18 protein-coding genes are annotated in these 17373 nt (G+C 73.9%); 9 read left to right on the top strand and 9 right to left on the bottom strand.

Annotated elements, in window-relative coordinates; all coding sequences use genetic code 11:
- Positions 1-320: 320 nt before the first annotated feature.
- The gene (locus tag LPA54_RS32180; RefSeq protein WP_228984317.1) at positions 321-950 is read left to right on the top strand and encodes an ABATE domain-containing protein; all 630 of its coding nucleotides are present in this window, start codon (positions 321-323) and stop codon (positions 948-950) included.
- Here the strand turns inward: LPA54_RS32180 and sodX are convergent.
- Positions 854-1279: a nickel-type superoxide dismutase maturation protease gene (sodX, locus tag LPA54_RS32175; protein WP_228984316.1), complete on the bottom strand. Its 426-nt coding sequence runs from the start codon at positions 1277-1279 to the stop codon at positions 854-856. The genes LPA54_RS32180 and sodX overlap by 97 nt on opposite strands.
- 160 nt (positions 1280-1439) lie before the next feature.
- Between sodX and sodN the strand changes: the two genes are divergently transcribed.
- The gene (sodN, locus tag LPA54_RS32170; RefSeq protein ID WP_019075224.1) at positions 1440-1835 is read left to right on the top strand and encodes a superoxide dismutase, Ni; all 396 of its coding nucleotides are present in this window, start codon (positions 1440-1442) and stop codon (positions 1833-1835) included.
- Between the two features lie 160 nt (positions 1836-1995).
- On the opposite strand, the gene LPA54_RS32165 is transcribed toward sodN, so the two are convergent.
- Positions 1996-2955 carry a LysR family transcriptional regulator gene (locus LPA54_RS32165; RefSeq protein WP_228984315.1) on the bottom strand — a complete coding sequence of 320 codons (960 nt, stop codon included), beginning with the start codon at positions 2953-2955 and terminating at the stop codon, positions 1996-1998.
- A gap of 200 nt (positions 2956-3155) precedes the next feature.
- On the opposite strand from LPA54_RS32165, the gene snpA reads away from it, so the two are divergent.
- Entirely contained in the window at positions 3156-3824 is a 669-nt protein-coding gene (gene snpA, locus LPA54_RS32160) for a snapalysin (RefSeq protein ID WP_228984314.1), read from the top strand.
- Positions 3825-3993: 169 nt separating this feature from the next.
- Here snpA and LPA54_RS32155 read toward each other — a convergent pair whose 3' ends face one another.
- From LPA54_RS32155 to LPA54_RS32145, 3 genes are all read right to left on the bottom strand, one after another.
- Positions 3994-4437 (bottom strand): DUF6304 family protein, encoded by a 444-nt coding sequence (locus LPA54_RS32155; RefSeq protein WP_228984313.1) that lies wholly within the window; start codon positions 4435-4437, stop codon positions 3994-3996.
- Positions 4438-4644: 207 nt separating this feature from the next.
- Positions 4645-5703, bottom strand: coding sequence for a family 2 encapsulin nanocompartment cargo protein polyprenyl transferase (locus tag LPA54_RS32150; RefSeq protein ID WP_228984319.1), 1059 nt, complete (start codon positions 5701-5703; stop codon positions 4645-4647).
- 100 nt (positions 5704-5803) lie between these two features.
- Positions 5804-7228 carry a family 2B encapsulin nanocompartment shell protein gene (locus tag LPA54_RS32145; RefSeq protein WP_228984312.1) on the bottom strand — a complete coding sequence of 475 codons (1425 nt, stop codon included), beginning with the start codon at positions 7226-7228 and terminating at the stop codon, positions 5804-5806.
- Between the two features lie 162 nt (positions 7229-7390).
- On the opposite strand from LPA54_RS32145, the gene LPA54_RS32140 reads away from it, so the two are divergent.
- From LPA54_RS32140 to LPA54_RS32130, 3 genes are all read left to right on the top strand, one after another.
- Complete coding sequence (locus LPA54_RS32140) at positions 7391-8308, top strand: 1-aminocyclopropane-1-carboxylate deaminase/D-cysteine desulfhydrase (protein ID WP_228984311.1); 918 nt, start codon at positions 7391-7393, stop codon at positions 8306-8308.
- Between the two features lie 263 nt (positions 8309-8571).
- Positions 8572-8985: an anti-sigma regulatory factor gene (locus LPA54_RS32135; RefSeq protein ID WP_028963827.1), complete on the top strand. Its 414-nt coding sequence runs from the start codon at positions 8572-8574 to the stop codon at positions 8983-8985.
- Between the two features lie 17 nt (positions 8986-9002).
- A complete protein-coding gene (locus LPA54_RS32130; protein WP_228984310.1) occupies positions 9003-9944 on the top strand; it encodes an RNA polymerase sigma factor SigF in 942 nt (313 codons plus the stop codon).
- Between the two features lie 174 nt (positions 9945-10118).
- Here LPA54_RS32130 and LPA54_RS32125 read toward each other — a convergent pair whose 3' ends face one another.
- Positions 10119-10541: a hypothetical protein gene (locus LPA54_RS32125; protein ID WP_228984309.1), complete on the bottom strand. Its 423-nt coding sequence runs from the start codon at positions 10539-10541 to the stop codon at positions 10119-10121.
- 69 nt (positions 10542-10610) lie between these two features.
- Here LPA54_RS32125 and LPA54_RS32120 point away from each other — a divergent pair, with 69 nt between their 5' ends.
- Both LPA54_RS32120 and LPA54_RS32115 read left to right on the top strand, forming a co-directional pair.
- Positions 10611-11579 (top strand): diacylglycerol kinase family protein, encoded by a 969-nt coding sequence (locus LPA54_RS32120; protein ID WP_228984308.1) that lies wholly within the window; start codon positions 10611-10613, stop codon positions 11577-11579.
- Between the two features lie 318 nt (positions 11580-11897).
- On the top strand, positions 11898-12155 hold the full coding sequence (locus tag LPA54_RS32115) for a WhiB family transcriptional regulator (RefSeq protein WP_003953983.1): 258 nt from the start codon (positions 11898-11900) through the stop codon (positions 12153-12155).
- Positions 12156-12355: 200 nt separating this feature from the next.
- On the opposite strand, the gene LPA54_RS32110 is transcribed toward LPA54_RS32115, so the two are convergent.
- On the bottom strand, positions 12356-13825 hold the full coding sequence (locus LPA54_RS32110) for a sensor histidine kinase (RefSeq protein ID WP_228984318.1): 1470 nt from the start codon (positions 13823-13825) through the stop codon (positions 12356-12358).
- A gap of 435 nt (positions 13826-14260) precedes the next feature.
- A complete protein-coding gene (locus LPA54_RS32105) occupies positions 14261-14926 on the bottom strand; it encodes a TetR/AcrR family transcriptional regulator (protein WP_228984307.1) in 666 nt (221 codons plus the stop codon).
- 83 nt (positions 14927-15009) lie between these two features.
- Here LPA54_RS32105 and LPA54_RS32100 point away from each other — a divergent pair, with 83 nt between their 5' ends.
- On the top strand, positions 15010-15762 hold the full coding sequence (locus LPA54_RS32100) for an SDR family oxidoreductase (protein ID WP_228984306.1): 753 nt from the start codon (positions 15010-15012) through the stop codon (positions 15760-15762).
- Between the two features lie 152 nt (positions 15763-15914).
- On the opposite strand, the gene LPA54_RS32095 is transcribed toward LPA54_RS32100, so the two are convergent.
- Complete coding sequence (locus LPA54_RS32095) at positions 15915-16961, bottom strand: SIS domain-containing protein (protein ID WP_228984305.1); 1047 nt, start codon at positions 16959-16961, stop codon at positions 15915-15917.
- Between the last annotated feature and the right edge of the window lie 412 nt (positions 16962-17373).

Below are 17373 nucleotides of genomic sequence, written 5' to 3'. Positions count from 1 at the left end.
GCGCAATCCGGCGACCGGCCCCGTTTCGCCCTCCACCTCGGCCGCGGGGCGAGGCGGCGCCGTTTCGCTACCCCACGCGCCGGAATCCGTCAAGACCGCGTGTGGATTTTCCACCCGGCCGCCGGAATTTCCGCAATACTTGACGGACAACCGAATTCCGCCGGAAAGGCCACTCCGCACCCCCGGCCGCCCCCAGCCGAGGGGAGCCCGCCGATCCGTTTCCACGACCGGAGCGGCCATCTGCGGTAATAATCCCTTTCGGACCTTATCCCTTACGCTGGGTCCGTCGACTCCCCGGACCGCTCTTGTAAGGACGACAAGTGGAACTGGCCTATTACTCGGACTACGCCGTGCAGCTGGTGAACACCGAGGAGCCGGCGCGCGGCAAGGACGCGCTCACCTCCGTCGAGGCGGTGCGGGAGCTGTTCGTCGGGATGACGCAGATGGCGCGGCGCGTGACCGACGCGGACGTCACCCGGTTCCGCTCGGTGCGGGCGCGGCTGCGGGCGGTCTTCACCGCCGCCGACGAGGGCGATCAGGCACGCGCCGTGGACCTGCTGAACTCACTGCTGCTGGAGTTCCCCGTGAGCCCGCAGATCTCCGGCCACGACCAGTTGGACGACGAGGGCCGGCCGCGCTGGCACATGCACCTCGCCGAGCACCCGTCGAACGCGACCGCCGGGTACGCCGCGATCGCCGCCATGGGACTCGCCTTCCACCTCACCGAGTTCGGCGCCGACCGGCTCGGCCTGTGCCAGGCGGCCCCCTGCCGCAACGCCTACCTGGACACGTCCACCAACCGCTCCCGCCGCTACTGCTCCGACCGCTGCGCCACCCGCGCGAACGTGGCCGCCTACCGGGCCCGCAAGCGCCTGGAGAGCGAGCGGTCGGCCGACACCGGCCGCACCGCCGAGACGAGCCACGCCAGCACGGCGCCGAGCGAGCGCTGACGCCCCGGGCGCATCCCCCGGTACCGCACCCGCGCCAGGCCCAGCACGAGGTCGGCGGGGACCTCCCCGAACGCCCTGCTGTCGACGGCCTCCGCGCCGGTGTTGTCGCCCAGCACCCACCAGCCGCCGTCCCGCAGCTCGACGAGCCGCTTCACGAGCAGCAGGTCCTGCTGGAGCGGATGGCGCAGCACGGCCACGGCGCCCGCGCGCGGCGGGGCCCCGTACCGCACCAGCAACCGGTCGCCGTGGCGCAGCGTGGGCACCATGGACGGCCCCGTCACCTCGGCGACCCCGTACGGGAGCAGGGGCCCGCGCCCTCGGTCCGTCATCTTCCTCCACCACCTGCCGGGCGTCGTGCGCGCGGTTCCTCCACGAGTCCCATGATCCCCCTGGACTTTCGTCCTAAGCCCCGGGGGCTGCCCGCGAAAACCGGCCTGTCACCGAGTAATGTCCCACCTTGAGAAGACGATCACGAGGAAGGACAGCAGCATGCTCTCCCGCCTGTTCGCCCCCAAGGTGAAGGTCAGCGCCCACTGCGACCTGCCGTGCGGCGTGTACGACCCGGCCCAGGCCCGCATCGAGGCCGAGTCGGTCAAGGCCGTCCAGGACAAGATGGCCGCGAACGACGACCCGCACTTCCAGGCCCGCGCCACGGTCATCAAGGAGCAGCGCGCCGAGCTGGCGAAGCACCACGTCTCCGTGCTGTGGAGCGACTACTTCAAGCCGCCGCACTTCGAGAAGTACCCGGAGCTGCACCAGCTGGTCAACGACACCTTGAAGGCCCTCTCGGCCGCCAAGGCGTCGACCGACCCGGCGACGGGCCAGAAGGCCCTGGACTACATCGCCCAGATCGACAAGATCTTCTGGGAGACGAAGAAGGCCTGACCCGACCGGTCCGGCCACGTCCGGCCGGTGGCACCCGTCCACCGGCCGGACACCCCCGCACCCGGTCCCGCGCCCGCCCACCCGGCGGCCGCGGGGCCGGGTGCGGGCATTTGCGCGGGGGCGGGGCGCCGCTCGGGCCGTGTGCGGCTGTCGGTGGGGGTCAGCCGGGGCACGGCAGGGGGGTGCCGTGGCGGAGGAGCCAGTGGCGGTACGCGGAGGTGCGCAGGGCCGCCTCGCGGTAGGCGGCGGCGAGCGCGGCGTAGGCCGTCCCGTACAGGGCGGCGCCGTCGTCGCCCCGCCGGTGGTAGAGCAGCAGCCGTACGGCGAGGGGGTCGTCCCGCAGCGGGCGGATCGCCATGTCGTCGCGCGGGCCGGAGGTGGGCTGGCAGGGGGCGACGGCCTCGCCGACGACGATGAGGGACGCCGCCGTGTGGTAGTCGGCGTGCATCAGCGGCGGGTCGATGCCGGCGGCGCCCAGGACGCGGCGCAGCCCGTCCCACTCCCCGTCGACGGTCGGGTCGACCATCCAGCGGTCCTCCGCCAGGTCGGCGATGTCGACGACGGCCGCGGCGGCGGCCGGGTGGTCGCGGGCCATGGAGACGAACTGCGGCTCCCGCTCGACGAGTACGCGCCGCTCCAGCCCGTCGGGGACGCGCAGCGGGCAGCCCTCGACCTCGTGCACGAAGGCCACGTCGAGCTGGCCGGCGGCCAGGGCGCGCAGCAGGGCGTTGGCGGAGACGTCCATGTGCAGGGTGATGTCCGTGCCGGGCAGCCGCTGCCGCAGCCGCCGCAGCCAGCCGGCGAGGGCGCGGCTGGCGGTGGAGCCGATGCGCAGCCGGGCCCCGTCGGCGCGGGCGGCGGCCGCGCGTGCCTCCCCGACGAGGAGCGCCATCTGGGCGACCAGCGGGCGGGCGCGGCTCAGCACGGCCCGGCCCAGGGGGGTCGGCCGGCAGCCGGTGCGGCCGCGGGTGAACAGCTCCGCGCCGAGCGCCTGCTCGATGCGGCGCAGCTGGGTGGTGAGCGAGGGCTGGCTCATGCCCAGGAGCCGGGCGGCCTTGTGCAGGCTGCCCGTGTCGGCGATGGCGCACAGCGCCCGCAGGTGCCTCACCTCCAGCTCCATGTCCCGAGCGTAGGGCGCTCACCACGCACCGCACCAGACACCGTGAGCCCGTGAATTTCCCCCAGCCTGAAGGGAGTTGTCGAGGGTGATGCGGCCGTGCTATCGCCCTCTGACATCATCCGCGGGCACCGGGGGCTCCCCGACACTTTCGTCCAACCGAACGCGTCCCCCCAACCGTTCAGGACGAGTAGGAGCCCCCCATGAAGCACCCCAGGGCCGTGCTGGCCGCCGCGCTGAGCGTCGCCGCCGCTCTCGCCGCCGTGCCCGCCGCGACCACCGCCGCCGCGCAGGCGCCCGTCGCCCCGGCCGCCGACCGGAGCGCCGCGGGCGCCCCGTACGCCGCGTACGCCGGTTCGTCGGAGGAGGCCGCGGCCAACCGCGCCTTCTTCGAGGCGGTCATGGACTCCGTGGCGCGCAAGCGGGCCGCGACCCCCGGCACGCAGGCGGTCACGGTCGTGTACTCGGCGGCCAACGCCCCGACCTTCCGCACGCAGATAGCCCGCTCGACGCAGATCTGGAACAGCTCGGTCGTCAACGTGCGGCTGCAGGAGGGCAGCAACCCCGACTTCCGGTACTACGAGGGCAACGACGCGCGCGGCTCGTACGCCAGCACCGACGGCCGCGGCCGCGGCTACATCTTCCTCGACTACCGGCAGAACCAGACGTACAACTCCACCCGGGTCACGTCCCACGAGACGGGGCACGTGCTCGGCCTGCCGGACCGCTACTCGGGCCCGTGCAGCGAGCTGATGTCGGGCGGTGGGCCCGGCCCGTCCTGCCAGAACGCGACCCCGAACGCGCAGGAGCGCTCCCGGGTCGACTCGCTGTGGCGCAACGGCCTGGCCGCGGCCGTCGCCCGCGTGTCCTGACCCGACCCGGGCCGTACGCACCCGACCGGGGCCGTACGCCCCCGACCGGACCGCGCGCGCCCGACCGGGGCCGTGGGCACGCGGTCCGGGCCGTACGCGCCGGCGCCCCGCGGGAGGACCGCGGGGCGTCGGCGCGTCCGCACGCGGTCGCCGGGGGTGCGGGGAGGGCTCAGGCCGCCTGGAGCAGGTCGCGGGCGAACCGCGTGCCGGGGGGCAGCTGCCGCAGGATCCGGTCGAGGGCCTGCTCGAAGTCGCCCCCGGTGACACCCGACTCGTACGCCGCTCCGCCGCAGTGCAGGGTGAGTTGGAGGTCCACCCGCTCGGGCGAGCCGTCGGGCAGTGCCTCACCGAGCGCCAACAGGCAGCTGAGGGTGGCTTGTCGAGCCGCACCGTCGGTGACGACCGGCAGCGGGAGGTCCCACTCCAGCACGCAGCCCGCCAGTGGCAGGCCGCCGTTCTCCTCCGCCGCCCGCAGCGCGGCGAAGCCGCCGCCGTACAGCACGCCCCTGATGCGGGTGCTGACGCCCCGGCCCTCCGACGTGACGACGATCGATTCCGCACCCCGGCGGTCCCGGTACCAACCGGTCCAGACTTCAGTCGACTCCGATGACATGGCGCGGACTGTAGCGGTACGGCCGCCTCCGGCGTGACGCCGGACACCCTCCGGGCCGGAGTTCGGCCGATCTCGGCGCTGTTGCCCGGCTCGTCCCCGGGCGGCGGCCCGCCCGGTACCCCGCCGGCCGCGCTCCCGGAACCCCCGCCGGCCGGACCGCCGGGCCGCGCAACCGGCCGCGCGACCCGCCCCGGCCGCCCGTGGGGCTCAGTACGAGCGCCGGGTGACGAACTCCGCCAGCGACAGCAGCTCGCCGGCCGCCGTCAGGTCGGGCACCGCGCGGGACAGCTCGTCGACCGCCCGCGCCATCCGGTCGGCGGCCTCCGCCTGGGCCCAGTCCCGCCCGCCGGCCCGCTCCACGGCCCGGGCCGCGCGGGCCACGTGCTCCTCGGTCGGCGCGGGCCGCCGGTACAGCTCGGCCAGCTCCGCGCCCTCCGCCGTGCCGGAGGTGAGCGCGGCCACGACGGGCAGCGACTTCTTCAGCGCGACCAGGTCCGCACCGGCCGGCTTGCCGGTGTGCCGCGGGTCGCCCCAGATGCCGATGAGGTCGTCGATCAGCTGGAACGCCAGCCCGGCCTGCCGGCCGAACGCGTCCATCGCCGCGACCTCCGCCTCGCCCGCGCCCGCGTACAGGGCGCCGAGCGCGCAGGAGCAGCCGAGCAGCGCCCCCGTCTTGGCCTCCGCCATCGACAGGCACTCGTCGAGCGACACGTCGAGCGGGCCGCGCTCCTCGAAGGCGCAGTCCGCCTGCTGGCCGGCGCACAGCTCGACCACGCAGGCGCCGAGCCGGGCCGCCGCCGCGGGCGCGGCGGGGTGCCCCTCGGCGACGAGCGCGCCCAGGGCCAGGGCCTGCAGCGCGTCCCCGGCGACGAGGGCGTCGGGCACGCCGAACACCGTCCAGGCGGTGGGCCGGTCCCTGCGGGTGCGGTCCTCGTCGACGATGTCGTCGTGGAGCAGCGTGAAGTTGTGCACCAGCTCCACGGCGGCGGCCGCCCCCACGGCGACGGCCGGGTCCCCGCCGAGCGCGCGGGCCGAGGCCAGGACGAGGGCCGGGCGGATCGCCTTGCCGGGGCGGCCGGAGGCGGGCGTCCCGTCGGCGTGCTCCCAGCCGAAGTGGTACATGGCCACCCGCCGCAGCGGGCCGGGCAGCGAGTCCAGGCCGGCACGCAGCCGGGGGGTGACGGCGGCATGGGTGCGGTCGAGGAGCGCGACCGCGTCCCGGCCGTCGCCCTCGTGCCGGGTGCCGGTCCCGTCCGTGTGGGTCATCGTCACGGTTCCTCCTCCGCTCCTGGAGCGTGCGTCCTGTTTCCGGGCAGGGGTACGGGCGGGGGCGCCGGTGCAGGGCGCCCCCGCCCGTACCCGGTCCTCACCTCCAGCGGCTGACTTCGACGTTCTCCAGGACGCCCAGGGCGTCGGGCACGAGGATGGCGGCGGAGTAGTACGCCGTGACCAGGTACGAGATGATGGCCTGTTCGTCGATACCCATGAACCGCACCGACATACTCGGCTCGATCTCGTCCGGGATGCCGGTCTGGTGCAGACCGATCACGCCCTGGTCCGCCTCCCCGGTGCGCAGGCACAGGATGGAGGTGGTCCGAGCGTCGCTGATCGGGATCTTGTTGCAGGGGTAGATGGGAACGCCGCGCCAGGTCGGGATGCGGTGGCCGCCGACGTCGATGGTCTCGGGCACCAGCCCGCGCCGGTTGCACTCGCGGCCGAAGGCGGCGATGGCCTTGGGGTGGGCGAGGAAGAGCTTGCTGCCCCGGCGGCGGGAGAGCAGCTCGTCCATGTCGTCCGGGCCGGGCACCCCGTCGTGCGGCTGGATCCGCTGGCCGTAGTCGGCGTTGGAGAGCAGGCCGAACTCGCGGTTGTTGATGAGCTCGTGCTCCTGGCGCTCGCGCAGCGCCTCGACCGTCAGCCGCAGCTGCTGCTCGGTCTGGTTCATCGGCTGGTTGTAGAGGTCGGCGACGCGGGTGTGGACCTTCAGCACCGTCTGCGCGACGCTCAGCTCGTACTCGCGCGGGGCCGGGTCGTAGTCGACGTAGGTGTGCGGGATGACCGGCTCGCCGCTGTGGCCGGAGGAGAGGTCGATCGCCTTCTCGCCGTGCCGGTTGGTCCGCTGGTGCGGGATGGACGCCATCCCGGCGAGGTGGGCGGAGAGGGAGTCGGCGCGCTCGGCCAGGTTGAGGACGTCGGCGCGGGTCAGCTCCAGCAGCACGCAGGCCGTGGCGGCCCGGTGGGTGTGCTCCCAGGTGCACTCGCCGTCGAGGAGGGCGCCGTCGCCGAAGTACGCGCCGTCGGCCAGGACGTCGACGACGGCCTCGTCGCCGTAGGGGCCCGTGCCGACCTGCTCGACCTTGCCGTGCGCGAGGAGGAAGACCCGGTCCGCGGGCGTGCCGGCCTCGACGATGACGTCACCGGGGGCGACGTCGCGCTGGGAGCAGCGCTGGGCGAGCTCCGTGAGGGCGGCCTGGTCGTCGTACCCGCGCAAAGGCGGCAGCTCGCACAGCTCGGCCGGGATCACCTCGACCCGTCCGCCGGTCTGCACGAAGGTCACGCGCCCGTCGCCGACGGCGTAGGTGAGCCTCCGGTTCACCCGGTAGGCGCCGCCCTGCACCTGCACCCACGGCAGCATCTTCAGGAGCCACCGGGAGGTGATCTCCTGCATCTGGGGTGCTGACTTGGTGGTGGTGGCCAGGTTCCGCGCCGCCGCGGTGCCGAGGCTCTGCTGCGGAGGCACCTGCTCCGCCCGCACCTCGTCGCCGACCGAACCAACCGAACCAACCGACATGGACGTCCCTCTCGATCTTTCTGAACGGACCTGCGGCAGAAGCCTTTCAGCACGTGGCGTGAGTACGCCATTACACAAATGAGTGGGACTGGATGAAGATAAGGCTGGGCAGCTACAGATCATTTTCGACTCGGGCGGGTGACGGGGCCGCACAATGGGCGGGTGACGTCCCGCGATCCCGCCGCCGCCCTGGAGCCGCGGCTGCCCTCCCCGCTGCTGCCGGCCGACGACGACCGGTTCACCCGGCGCGGCCTGCGGCTGCTGCTCAAGCGGGACGACCTCGTCCACCCGGACCTGGTGGGCAACAAGTGGCGCAAGCTCGCCCCGAACCTGGCCGCGGCGGCCGGACGCCCGGTGCTGACCTTCGGCGGTGCCTACTCCAACCACCTGCGCGCGACCGCGGCGGCCGGGCGGCTGCTCGGCTTCCCGACGGTCGGTGTCGTGCGGGGCGACGAGCTGGCCGGCCGGCCGCTGAACCCGTCGCTGGAGCGGTGCGCGGCGGACGGGATGCGCCTGGTCTTCGTCGACCGGGCGACGTACCGAGCCAAGGACGACCCGGCGGTGCTGGCGCGGCTGCTGCGGGACGCGCCCGAGGGCGCGGTGGTCGTCCCGGAGGGCGGCAGCAACGCGGCGGCGGTGCGCGGCTGCGCGGCGCTGGGCGGGGAGCTGCGCGGCCGGGCGGACGTCGTGGCGGTGGCGTGCGGCACCGGCGGGACCCTGGCCGGGCTGGCGGCGGGCCTCGGGCCGCGGCAGCGCGCGCTGGGCGTGCCGGTGCTGCGGGGCGGCTTCCTGGGCGACGCGGTACGGGACCTGCAGGAGCGGGCCTTCGGCGGGCCGGCCGGCCGCTGGGAGCTGGACGAGCGCTTCCACTTCGGCGGGTACGCCCGCGGCGGCCCGGCGCTGGAGGAGTTCGCCGAGGACTTCGGGGCGCGGCACGGGTTGGCGGTGGAACGCGTGTACGTCGCCAAGATGCTGTACGCGCTGGTCACCCTGGCGGAGGAGGGCGCCTTCGCGCCGGGTACGACCGTGGCCGCGGTGGTGACGGGCCGCCCGGAACCGGCCGGGGGCGACCCCGGCTGAGAACGCGACGGTTCGACACCCCGGCACCTGGGTACGTCAACCCTCCGCCGGATTCTCCGGATTGGCCGCCGCAGAACACTAGCCACTGTCCGTACTCATGTGCTTACCATGAGTGACAGCCGTCGGACCCGGGGGCCCCGGCGACACGGCACCATGGATCGCGATAGCGTCACCGCGACTACGCATTCCTGCGTACCGCACGGTTCCGGGGGGATCTTCCACCTCCGGTTCCCGAACGAGTTTGTGCCACCTTGGAGGTGAGGGTGTCCCAGATCGCAGGCGAGCCCGGGACCCAGGACTTCGTGGAAGTCCGGCTGCCCGCTGCGGGTGCCTACCTGTCCGTGTTGCGTACGGCCACGGCCGGCCTGGCGGCGCGTTTGGACTTCACCCTCGACGAGATCGAGGACCTGCGCATCGCGGTGGACGAGGCGTGCGCGATCCTGCTGCAACAGGCCGTCGCCGGCTCCGTCCTCAGCTGCGTCTTCCGGCTGATCGACGACTCCCTGGAGGTCACGGTGTCGGCGCCCACGACCGACGGTCGCGCGCCGGAGCGGGACACCTTCGCCTGGACGGTGCTGTCCGCCCTGGCGGGCAAGGTGGACTCCTCGGTGGCGGACGACCGCACGGTCTCGATCAGCCTGTACAAACAGCGCGGCGCGGGACCCGGGCCGGCGTGAGGGACGGGGACGGTCCGGTGCGGAACGAGGAGCGCGGCCCCCGGGCCTTCAGCGCGGCGGAGGGCATCGAGGGCATCCCGGAACAGCAGGCGCGGCCGCACCCGGTGGACGGTCTGGTGGAGGCGCCGGAGCAGGCGCGGGCAGAGCGGGCGGCCAAGATGAGCGAACACGAGCACGAGCGGCGGAAGAGGACCCAGCACGACCCGCAGGACCGCAGCGGGGCGAAGGCGATGTTCGTCCGGCTGCGCGACCTGCCGGACGGCTCCCCGGAGCGGGCGGAGCTGCGCAACCAGCTCGTCCGCATGCACCTGCCGCTGGTCGAGCACCTGGCCCGCCGCTTCCGCAACCGCGGCGAGCCGCTGGACGACCTGACGCAGGTCGCGACCATCGGCCTGATCAAGTCGGTGGACCGCTTCGACCCGGAGCGGGGCGTCGAGTTCTCGACGTACGCGACGCCGACGGTCGTGGGCGAGATCAAGCGCCACTTCCGCGACAAGGGCTGGGCGGTGCGGGTGCCCCGCCGCCTCCAGGAGCTGCGCCTCTCCCTCACCACGGCGACGGCGGAGCTGTCCCAGCTGCACGGGCGCTCCCCCACGGTGCACGAGCTGGCCGAGAAGCTCGGCATCTCGGAGGAGGAGGTGCTGGAGGGACTGGAGTCCGCCAACGCCTACTCGACGCTCTCCCTGGACGTCCCCGACACGGACGACGAGTCGCCGGCCGTCGCGGACACGCTGGGCGCCGAGGACGAGGCGCTGGAGGGGGTCGAGTACCGGGAGTCGCTGAAGCCGCTGCTGGAGGACCTGCCCCCGCGCGAGAAGCGGATCCTGCTGCTGCGGTTCTTCGGGAACATGACCCAGTCGCAGATCGCGCAGGAGGTCGGCATCTCCCAGATGCACGTGTCCCGGCTGCTGGCCCGGACGCTGGCGCAGCTGCGCGAGAAGCTGCTGGTCGAGGAGTAGCCGCCCGGCACCGCCCCGCACCGCCCGCACCGCCGTGACGTGCGTGGCGTCCGTGGCCGTGCGGGGCGGCGGACCGCCGGGGCCCGCCCGGGGCTCCGTTCGCGCGCCGGGCGGCGCGGGTGGCCGGACGGTACCGCTGCGCGGGTGCTCGGGCGGCGCGGGTGCGCGAGGGGCTCAGGCGCTGCCGCGGCCGATGCCGAGGGCCTGGGTCGTCGCGGGGTGCACGAGGCAGACCAGCCCGGTGATCGCCGCCGCGGCCAGCGCGATGCCCGCCGGGATCGCCGCGCCGGTCGCCGTGAGCAGGGTGTAGGCGACGGGCAGCGCCATGATCTGCGTGACGATCGCCGGCCCCCGGCTCCAGCTGCGGCAGCGCAGCAGCCCCCGCGCGGCGAGCAGCGGGATGAGGCCGAGCGCGACGAGGGTCGCGCCGCCGGTGAGGGCCTGGGTGACGCCGTCGGGCGTGCCGGTCAGGGTGTTCACGAGGACGTAGACGCCCCCGGCGAAGAGGGCCAGCGCCTCCAGGCCGGCCACCGCGGCGGCGGCCGTCACGCGGGTGGGACGGGTCCGGGGGGCGGGGTGCTGTTCGCTGCTGCTCACCCCAGCAGGGTAGCCGCCCGCCCCCGGCCCCCCTGGGCGCGGTACCGCGCGGTAGGTAACCTGGCGGGCATGCGCGCACTCCTCGTGGTCAACCCGGCAGCCACCACCACGAGTGCCCGCACCCGTGACGTACTGATCCACGCCCTGGCCAGCGAGATGAAGCTGGACGCGGTGACGACGGAGTACCGGGGCCACGCCCGGGACCTGGCCCGGCGGGCGGCCGACTCCGACGACGTGGACCTCGTCGTGGCGCTCGGCGGGGACGGCACGGTCAACGAGGTTGTCAACGGCCTGCTGCACCGGGGCCCGGACCCGGACCGGCTGCCGCGGCTCGCGGTGGTGCCGGGCGGGTCGACGAACGTCTTCGCCCGTGCGCTGGGCCTGCCCAACGACGCCGTCGAGGCGACCGGCGCCATCCTGGACGCGCTGGCCGAGCGCCGCAGCCGTACGGTCGGCCTCGGGCTGGCGGCCGGCACGCCGGGTACGGAGGACGAGGCGGTCCCGCCTCGCTGGTTCACCTTCTGCGCGGGCCTCGGCTTCGACGCCGGGGTGGTCGGCCGCGTCGAACAGCAGCGGGAGCGGGGCAAGCGGTCGACGCACGCGCTGTACCTGCGGCAGGTGGTCCGCCAGCTGCTGGACGACCCGCACCGCCGGCACGGCACGATCACCCTGGAGCGGCCGGGGCACGACCCCGTGCGGGAGCTGGTGCTGTCGATAGTCTGCAACACCTCACCGTGGACGTACCTGGGCAACCGTCCGGTGTACGCCTCACCGGAGGCGTCCTTCGACACGGCGCTCGACGTGCTCGCCCTGAGCCGGCTGTCGACGGCCGCCGTCGCCCGGTACGCCACCCAGCTGCTGACCTCGACGCCGGAGCGCGGCCCGCACGGCAAGCACGCGGTGACCTTGCACGACCAGACGGACTTCGCCTTGCATTCGAAGGTGCCGCTCCCGTTCCAGATGGACGGAGACCACCTGGGGCTCCGCACGAGCGTGACGTTCACAGGCGTTCGCCGAGCACTGGGTGTGATTGTGTGAGTGGAAGGGCCCTTGGCCCTTTATCTCGAACGTATGGGCTGGGGTCCACCCCATAGAAGTACGGCTGTGACCTAGCCGACACCGAGGAATCAAAAAAAACTTTCCGGAAGGGGTTGTATCCGCCGCCGAGGTTTGCGAGTCTCTACGTGGCGATCGGGACAGCCCGCAACACCGGCACTCCACTGAAAGCCAGAACCCCTCCTCAGTCCAGGACCACACCAGTTCGTCTGGCCGTCGGCCCTTCCCTTGTGGGGGGATTCGTGAAAGCGTTCACATTCACAAGCAACTTGCATGCAACACCAAGGAGAGGTAGCAGCCATGGACTGGCGTCACAACGCCGTTTGTCGTGAGGAAGACCCCGAGCTGTTCTTCCCCATCGGCAACACCGGTCCTGCGCTGCTGCAGATCGAGGAAGCCAAGGCCGTCTGCCGACGCTGCCCCGTGATGGAGCAGTGCCTGCAGTGGGCGCTCGAGTCCGGTCAGGACTCCGGCGTCTGGGGTGGCCTCAGCGAGGACGAGCGCCGCGCGATGAAGCGCCGCGCCGCCCGTAACCGGGCGCGCAACGCCAGCGCCTGAGCACCGCCACCGCGCCTCCCGAGTAGCAGCGCGCAGCAGTAACCCACAGCGTTCGAGCCCCGGACCGTGCCTACACGGACCGGGGCTCGCTGCTGTGCCCGCACACCACCGAGCCCGCGTCGGGCGCCGGCGGTGAAGCCGACAGCGGTGACGGTGACGCAGAGTGGGCGCCGCCTCGCGCGCCCACCGGGCCGGCGGGGCTACTTGTGGGCGCGGACCGGCACGTCGAGCACGACGCGCGTACCGCGCTCCGGGGCCGGGCGCATGTCGAACGTACCGCCCAACTCCCCCTCCACCAGGGTGCGGACGATCTGGAGGCCGAGGTTCCCGGTGCGCTGCGGATCGAAGCCGGGAGGCAGGCCGCGACCGTCGTCCTGGACGGTGATGAGCAGCCGCGCCTCGGCCACCCGCCCGTCGCCGCGGACCGCCGTCACCTCGACGGTGCCCTGCTCACCGGGGGCGAAGGCGTGCTCCAGGGCGTTTTGGAGGACCTCGGTCAGCACCATGGACAGGGGCGTGGCGACCTCGGCGTCCAGTATGCCGAAGCGGCCGTTGCGCCGGCAGACCACCCCGCCCGGGGAGATCTCGGCGACCATCGAGATGACGCGGTCGGCGATGTCGTCGAACTCGACGCGCTCGTCGAGATTCTGGGAGAGCGTCTCGTGGACGATGGCGATCGAGCCGACCCGCCGCACCGCCTCGTTCAGTGCCTCCCGCCCCTGGTCGGAGTCCATCCGGCGGGCCTGGAGGCGCAGCAGCGCGGCCACCGTCTGGAGGTTGTTCTTCACCCGGTGGTGGATCTCCCGGATGGTCGCGTCCTTCGTGATCAACTCCCTTTCGCGGCGCCGGAGTTCGGTCACATCGCGGAGGAGGACGAGCGAACCGATCCGGGCGCCCTTCGGCTTGAGGGGGATGGCGCGCAGCTGGATCACGCCGCCGTTGCCCTCCACCTCCGCCTCGCGCGGGGCGTAACCGCTGGCCAGCTTGACCAGCGCCTCGTCGACGGGGCCGCGGGAGGGCGCGAGTTCGGCGGTGATCTGGCCGAGGTGCTGGCCGACGAGGTCGGCGGCGAGCCCCAGGCGGTGGTAGGCGGAGAGGGCGTTCGGCGAGGCGTACTGCACGACGCCCTCGGCGTCGAGCCTGATCAGGCCGTCGCCGGCGCGCGGCGACGCGTCCATGTCGACCTGCTGCTCCGGGAACGGGAAGCTGCCCGCGGCGATCATCTGCGCGAGGTCCGAGGCGGACTGGAGGTAGGTGAGCTCCAGACGGGAGGGCGTACGGACGGTGAGCAGATTGGTGTTGCGGGCGATGACGCCGAGGACGCGGCCCTCCCGGCGCACCGGGATCGACTCGACGCGCACGGGCACCTCCTCCCGCCACTCCGGGTCGCCCTCGCGCACGATCCGGCCCTCGTCGAGAGCGGCGTCGAGCAGCGGGCGGCGGCCGCGGGGGACGAGGTGGCCGACCATGTCGTCCTGGTAGGAGGTGGGCCCGGTGTTGGGGCGCATCTGCGCGACCGAGACGTACCGGGTCCCGTCGCGGGTCGGCACCCACAGCACGAGATCGGCGAAGGACAGGTCGGAGAGCAGCTGCCACTCCGAGACCAGCAGGTGGAGCCACTCGAGGTCGGACTCGCCGAGGGCGGTGTGCTGGCGGACGAGGTCGTTCATGGACGGCACATCCGCGAGCGTACCCGGGGCCCGAACCTGGTGCTTTACCCGTCCGTGGTGGAGGATGGGCCGGGAAAGCCGCCGTCATGTGGATGGACAGCGCCAAATGGTCTAGTCCACAATGGCGGGTGAAGACCTCCACCCTCCCCGCACAGGAGGGTGGACCGGGGTACCGGCGCTCTCTGCCCTGACTGCGCCGGCGCCTCACCCGCGGCCGCGGGACCGCACACCCGTCGGCCGCTGCTACTCCGGGCTGCGGTGCCGGACGGGTTGAGGGTCCCGTCGCGGCGCCGCGGCCCGCGGGTGTCTCCGGGGCCGGTGCGAGCCTCCCGGGCCTGTTCCGTTCTCCGGGCGGGCCGCCCGTCGCGGGCCGTACGCTGCGCGCCTACGCCCCCGGACGATGCGGGCCGCGGCCGTTACGGTGCGGGCCGCGCGTCAGGGCGCTTCGGCCGCCGGGGACGCCTGGGCCCGCCGGGCCGCGTCGGCCGTCCGGCCCGCGTCGGCCGTCTGCTCGGGCCAGGCCCGCATGGCCGCCTCCGCCACCGCCTCCAGCTCCTCCCGCGTCGCGCCGTCGCGCGCCTGCTGCGACATGCCCTGGAGCACCGCCCCGCTGAAGCGGGCGAGCGCGCGGGCGTCCGTACCGGCCGGGAGCAGGCCCGCCTCGACGTCCGCGCGGATGCGCGCCTCCATGCCGGCCAGGTTGGCGTTGCGCCGGTCGCGCAGCGAGTCGGCCACGTCGGGGGTGGCGCAGTTGGCCGCGGCGGAGATCACCAGGCAGCCGCGTGGATGCGCCGGGTCGGTGAACTCGCTCGCCGCCTCCCGCAGCATCCGCCCTATCCCGGCGCGCGCGGTGGGTTCGGCGTCGAGCGCGCGCGCCCCGAAGGAGCCGTGCGACCGGACGTACCCGGTCACGACCTCCTCGAAGAGGGACCGCTTGTCGCCGAAGGCGGCGTACAGGCTCGGCGCGCCGATGCCCATCGCCCGCGTCAATTCCGCGACCGAGGTCGTCTCGTACCCGTGCTCCCAGAAGGCCATCGTGGCGCGCTCCAGGGCCGTCGCCCGGTCGAAGGAGCGGGGCCTGCCGCGCTGCGTCGTCGCCATGGCGCCATTTTATAGCGCCCACTAGGGAATGGTGCTACGGTTCTTTCTGTAACGCTCACTAGAGAAAAAGGGGGGCGCCTTCCATGGGCACGCTCACGGGCAGGACGGCATTGGTCACGGGCGGCAGCAGGGGCATCGGGCGGGCCGTGGCCGAACGCCTCGGCCGGGAGGGCGCGCGGGTCGGCGTGCACTACGGGGCGAACGAGACCGCCGCCAAGGAGACCGTCACCGCGATCGAGACGGCCGGCGGTTCGGCGTTCGCGATCCGGCAGGAACTGGGCGTGCCGGGGGACGCCGAGGGCCTGTGGACGGAGTTCGACCGGCACGCGGACGGGCTGGACATCCTCGTGAACAACGCGGGCATCGCGGCGCCGGCGGCCTTCGGCGAGGTGGAGGAGGAGGCGTACGACAGGCTCTTCGCGGTCAACACCAAGGCGCCGTTCTTCGTGACGCAGGCCGGGCTCGGCCGGCTGCGCGACGGCGGCCGGGTCGTCAACGTCTCCACCGGCCTGTCGCGGGCGGCCCTGATGCCGGAGCACATGGCGTACGCGATGAGCAAGGGCGCGCTGGACCTGTTCACCTCCTACCTGTCGAAGGTCCTCGGCAAGCGGGGCATCACCGTCAACACCGTGGCGCCCGGCATCGTCGACACGGACATCAACGCCGGCTGGCTGCGGGAGAGCGACGAGGCGTGGGCCGGGGCGGCGGCCATCTCCGCCCTGGGCAAGGTGGGCCGACCGTCGGACATAGCCGACGTGGTGGCGTTCCTGGCGTCGGACGACGCGCGGGCGGTCACCGGCCACTGGATCGACGCGACGAACGGCTCGATGCCGTAGGGGTGCCCCGGTCGACGGCTCACCGTCGCGGCCGCCGTGGGCTGCGTGCCCGACGCGACCGGCACAGGGGCGTCCTCGTCGGCGGCGCGGGCCGTGCCGACTGGGGCGGCCCGTGCGGTGGCCCGCGCGGTGGCCGTCGGCGGCTTCCCGCGTCAGCGCGTCTCGGTGACCTTCGCGAGAGCCCTCGGCGCGTCCGGGTCCTGGCCCCGCGCGATGGTCACCTCGTAGGCGAGCTGCTGCAGCGGCAGGATCTCCAGGACCGGCTGGAGTTCCTCCGGCACGCCGTCGACCGGCAGGACGAAGCCGGCCGAGGCCGCCTCCACCTGCGCCCGCGGGCCGACGACGAACAGGTCGGCGCCCCGGCCGCGCAGCCGGTCCAGCACCGGTTGCAGCGCCTCGCCACCGCGGCCCTCGGTGACCACCGCGATGACCGGCGACACGTTGTCGACCATGGCCAGCGGCCCGTGCAGCAGGTCGGCTCCGGAGTAGGCGAGCGCCGGGACGTAACTGGTCTCCATCAGCTTCAGGGCGGCCTCGCGGGCCGTCGGGTAGCCGTAACCACGGGAGGTGAGCACCATCCGCTCGGCGAAGCGGTAGCGCGCGGCGAGGGTGCGCACCTCGTCGCGGCGGGCGAGGATCCGCTCGGCGATGTCGGGCAGGGCGTGCGCGGCGGCGCCGTCACCGCCCCGCAGCCCCTCCACCAGGAGGTAGAGGGCGAGCAGCGAGGCGGTGTACGTCTTGGTGGCGGGCAGCGCCCGTTCGGGGCCGGCCAGCACGTCGACGTGGTACTCGGACACGGCGGCCAGCGGGGAGTCCGGGTTGTTCGTCACGGCGAGGGTGACCGCGCCGGCCTCCCTGGCCGCCCGGGTGGAGGCCACCAGGTCGGGCGAACCGCCGGACTGGCTGACGATGATCACCAGCACGTCGGTCAGGTCCGGTCGGGCGCCGTAGGCCGTGGTCGTCGACATGGAGGTGAGGCCGCAGGGCATACCGAGGCGGATCTCCAGCAGGTACTTGGCGTACAGCGCGGCGTTGTCGGAGGTGCCGCGTCCGGTCAGCAGCACGAAGCGGGGTCCGCGCGCGGCGACTGCCCGTGCGACGGCCTGGATCTGCGGCGCCCCGCGCTCCAGGATGCGGCGCAGCACGGCGGGCTGCTCCGCCATCTCCCCCGCCATGATCCGGCCAGGCTCGTCGCTCATGGGTCCCAGTCGACCAGGCATCGCGCCGACCCGCCAGCGGTGACCGGGCAGTGGGGGCGAGGGTGCGGCGGGGCGGGCTGGGCGGTCGGGTCCGCCGGGTAGCAGGGGCCGGCGGCCGAGGGCGCGGTGGGCGGTGGGGTACACCCGGGTCCTTGGGGGCGCGGGCGGGCGGTGGGCCGGGCCGGCTACACCCGGGGGCTTGGGGCGCGGGGTCGGACGCGGGCGGGCGGTGGGGGTGTCCGCCGCGGAACGGGACCGGCGGCCGAGGGTGAGGGCCGCGGGCGGCGGGCCGGGTGGGGTACGCCCGGGGGTCGGGGCACGGGGTCGGGCGCGGGCGGGCGGTGGGGCCCACCGCGGAAAGGGGCCGGCGGTTGAGGGTGAGGGCCGGCGGGCGGTGGGCGGTGAGGTACAC

Source organism: Streptomyces sp. DH12 (genome assembly GCF_020873895.1).
Taxonomy (GTDB): Bacteria; Actinomycetota; Actinomycetes; order Streptomycetales; family Streptomycetaceae; genus Streptomyces.
The sequence above is the reverse complement of the archived record's forward strand: the minus strand, read 5'-3'. Positions and strand labels throughout refer to the sequence as shown.

Bases quoted from the DNA above. Each gene is read 5' to 3' on its own strand.
- sodX (WP_228984316.1), bottom strand. From the start codon at position 1,279: ATGACGGACCGAGGGCGCGGGCCCCTGCTCCCGTACGGGGTCGCCGAG.
- sodN (WP_019075224.1), top strand. From the start codon at position 1,440: ATGCTCTCCCGCCTGTTCGCCCCCAAGGTGAAGGTCAGCGCCCACTGC.
- LPA54_RS32165 (WP_228984315.1), bottom strand. From the start codon at position 2,955: ATGGAGCTGGAGGTGAGGCACCTGCGGGCGCTGTGCGCCATCGCCGAC.
- snpA (WP_228984314.1), top strand. From the start codon at position 3,156: ATGAAGCACCCCAGGGCCGTGCTGGCCGCCGCGCTGAGCGTCGCCGCC.
- LPA54_RS32155 (WP_228984313.1), bottom strand. From the start codon at position 4,437: ATGTCATCGGAGTCGACTGAAGTCTGGACCGGTTGGTACCGGGACCGC.
- LPA54_RS32150 (WP_228984319.1), bottom strand. From the start codon at position 5,703: ATGACCCACACGGACGGGACCGGCACCCGGCACGAGGGCGACGGCCGG.
- LPA54_RS32145 (WP_228984312.1), bottom strand. From the start codon at position 7,228: ATGTCGGTTGGTTCGGTTGGTTCGGTCGGCGACGAGGTGCGGGCGGAG.
- LPA54_RS32120 (WP_228984308.1), top strand. From the start codon at position 10,611: ATGCGCGCACTCCTCGTGGTCAACCCGGCAGCCACCACCACGAGTGCC.
- LPA54_RS32115 (WP_003953983.1), top strand. From the start codon at position 11,898: ATGGACTGGCGTCACAACGCCGTTTGTCGTGAGGAAGACCCCGAGCTG.
- LPA54_RS32110 (WP_228984318.1), bottom strand. From the start codon at position 13,825: ATGAACGACCTCGTCCGCCAGCACACCGCCCTCGGCGAGTCCGACCTC.
- LPA54_RS32105 (WP_228984307.1), bottom strand. From the start codon at position 14,926: ATGGCGACGACGCAGCGCGGCAGGCCCCGCTCCTTCGACCGGGCGACG.
- LPA54_RS32100 (WP_228984306.1), top strand. From the start codon at position 15,010: ATGGGCACGCTCACGGGCAGGACGGCATTGGTCACGGGCGGCAGCAGG.
- LPA54_RS32095 (WP_228984305.1), bottom strand. From the start codon at position 16,961: ATGAGCGACGAGCCTGGCCGGATCATGGCGGGGGAGATGGCGGAGCAG.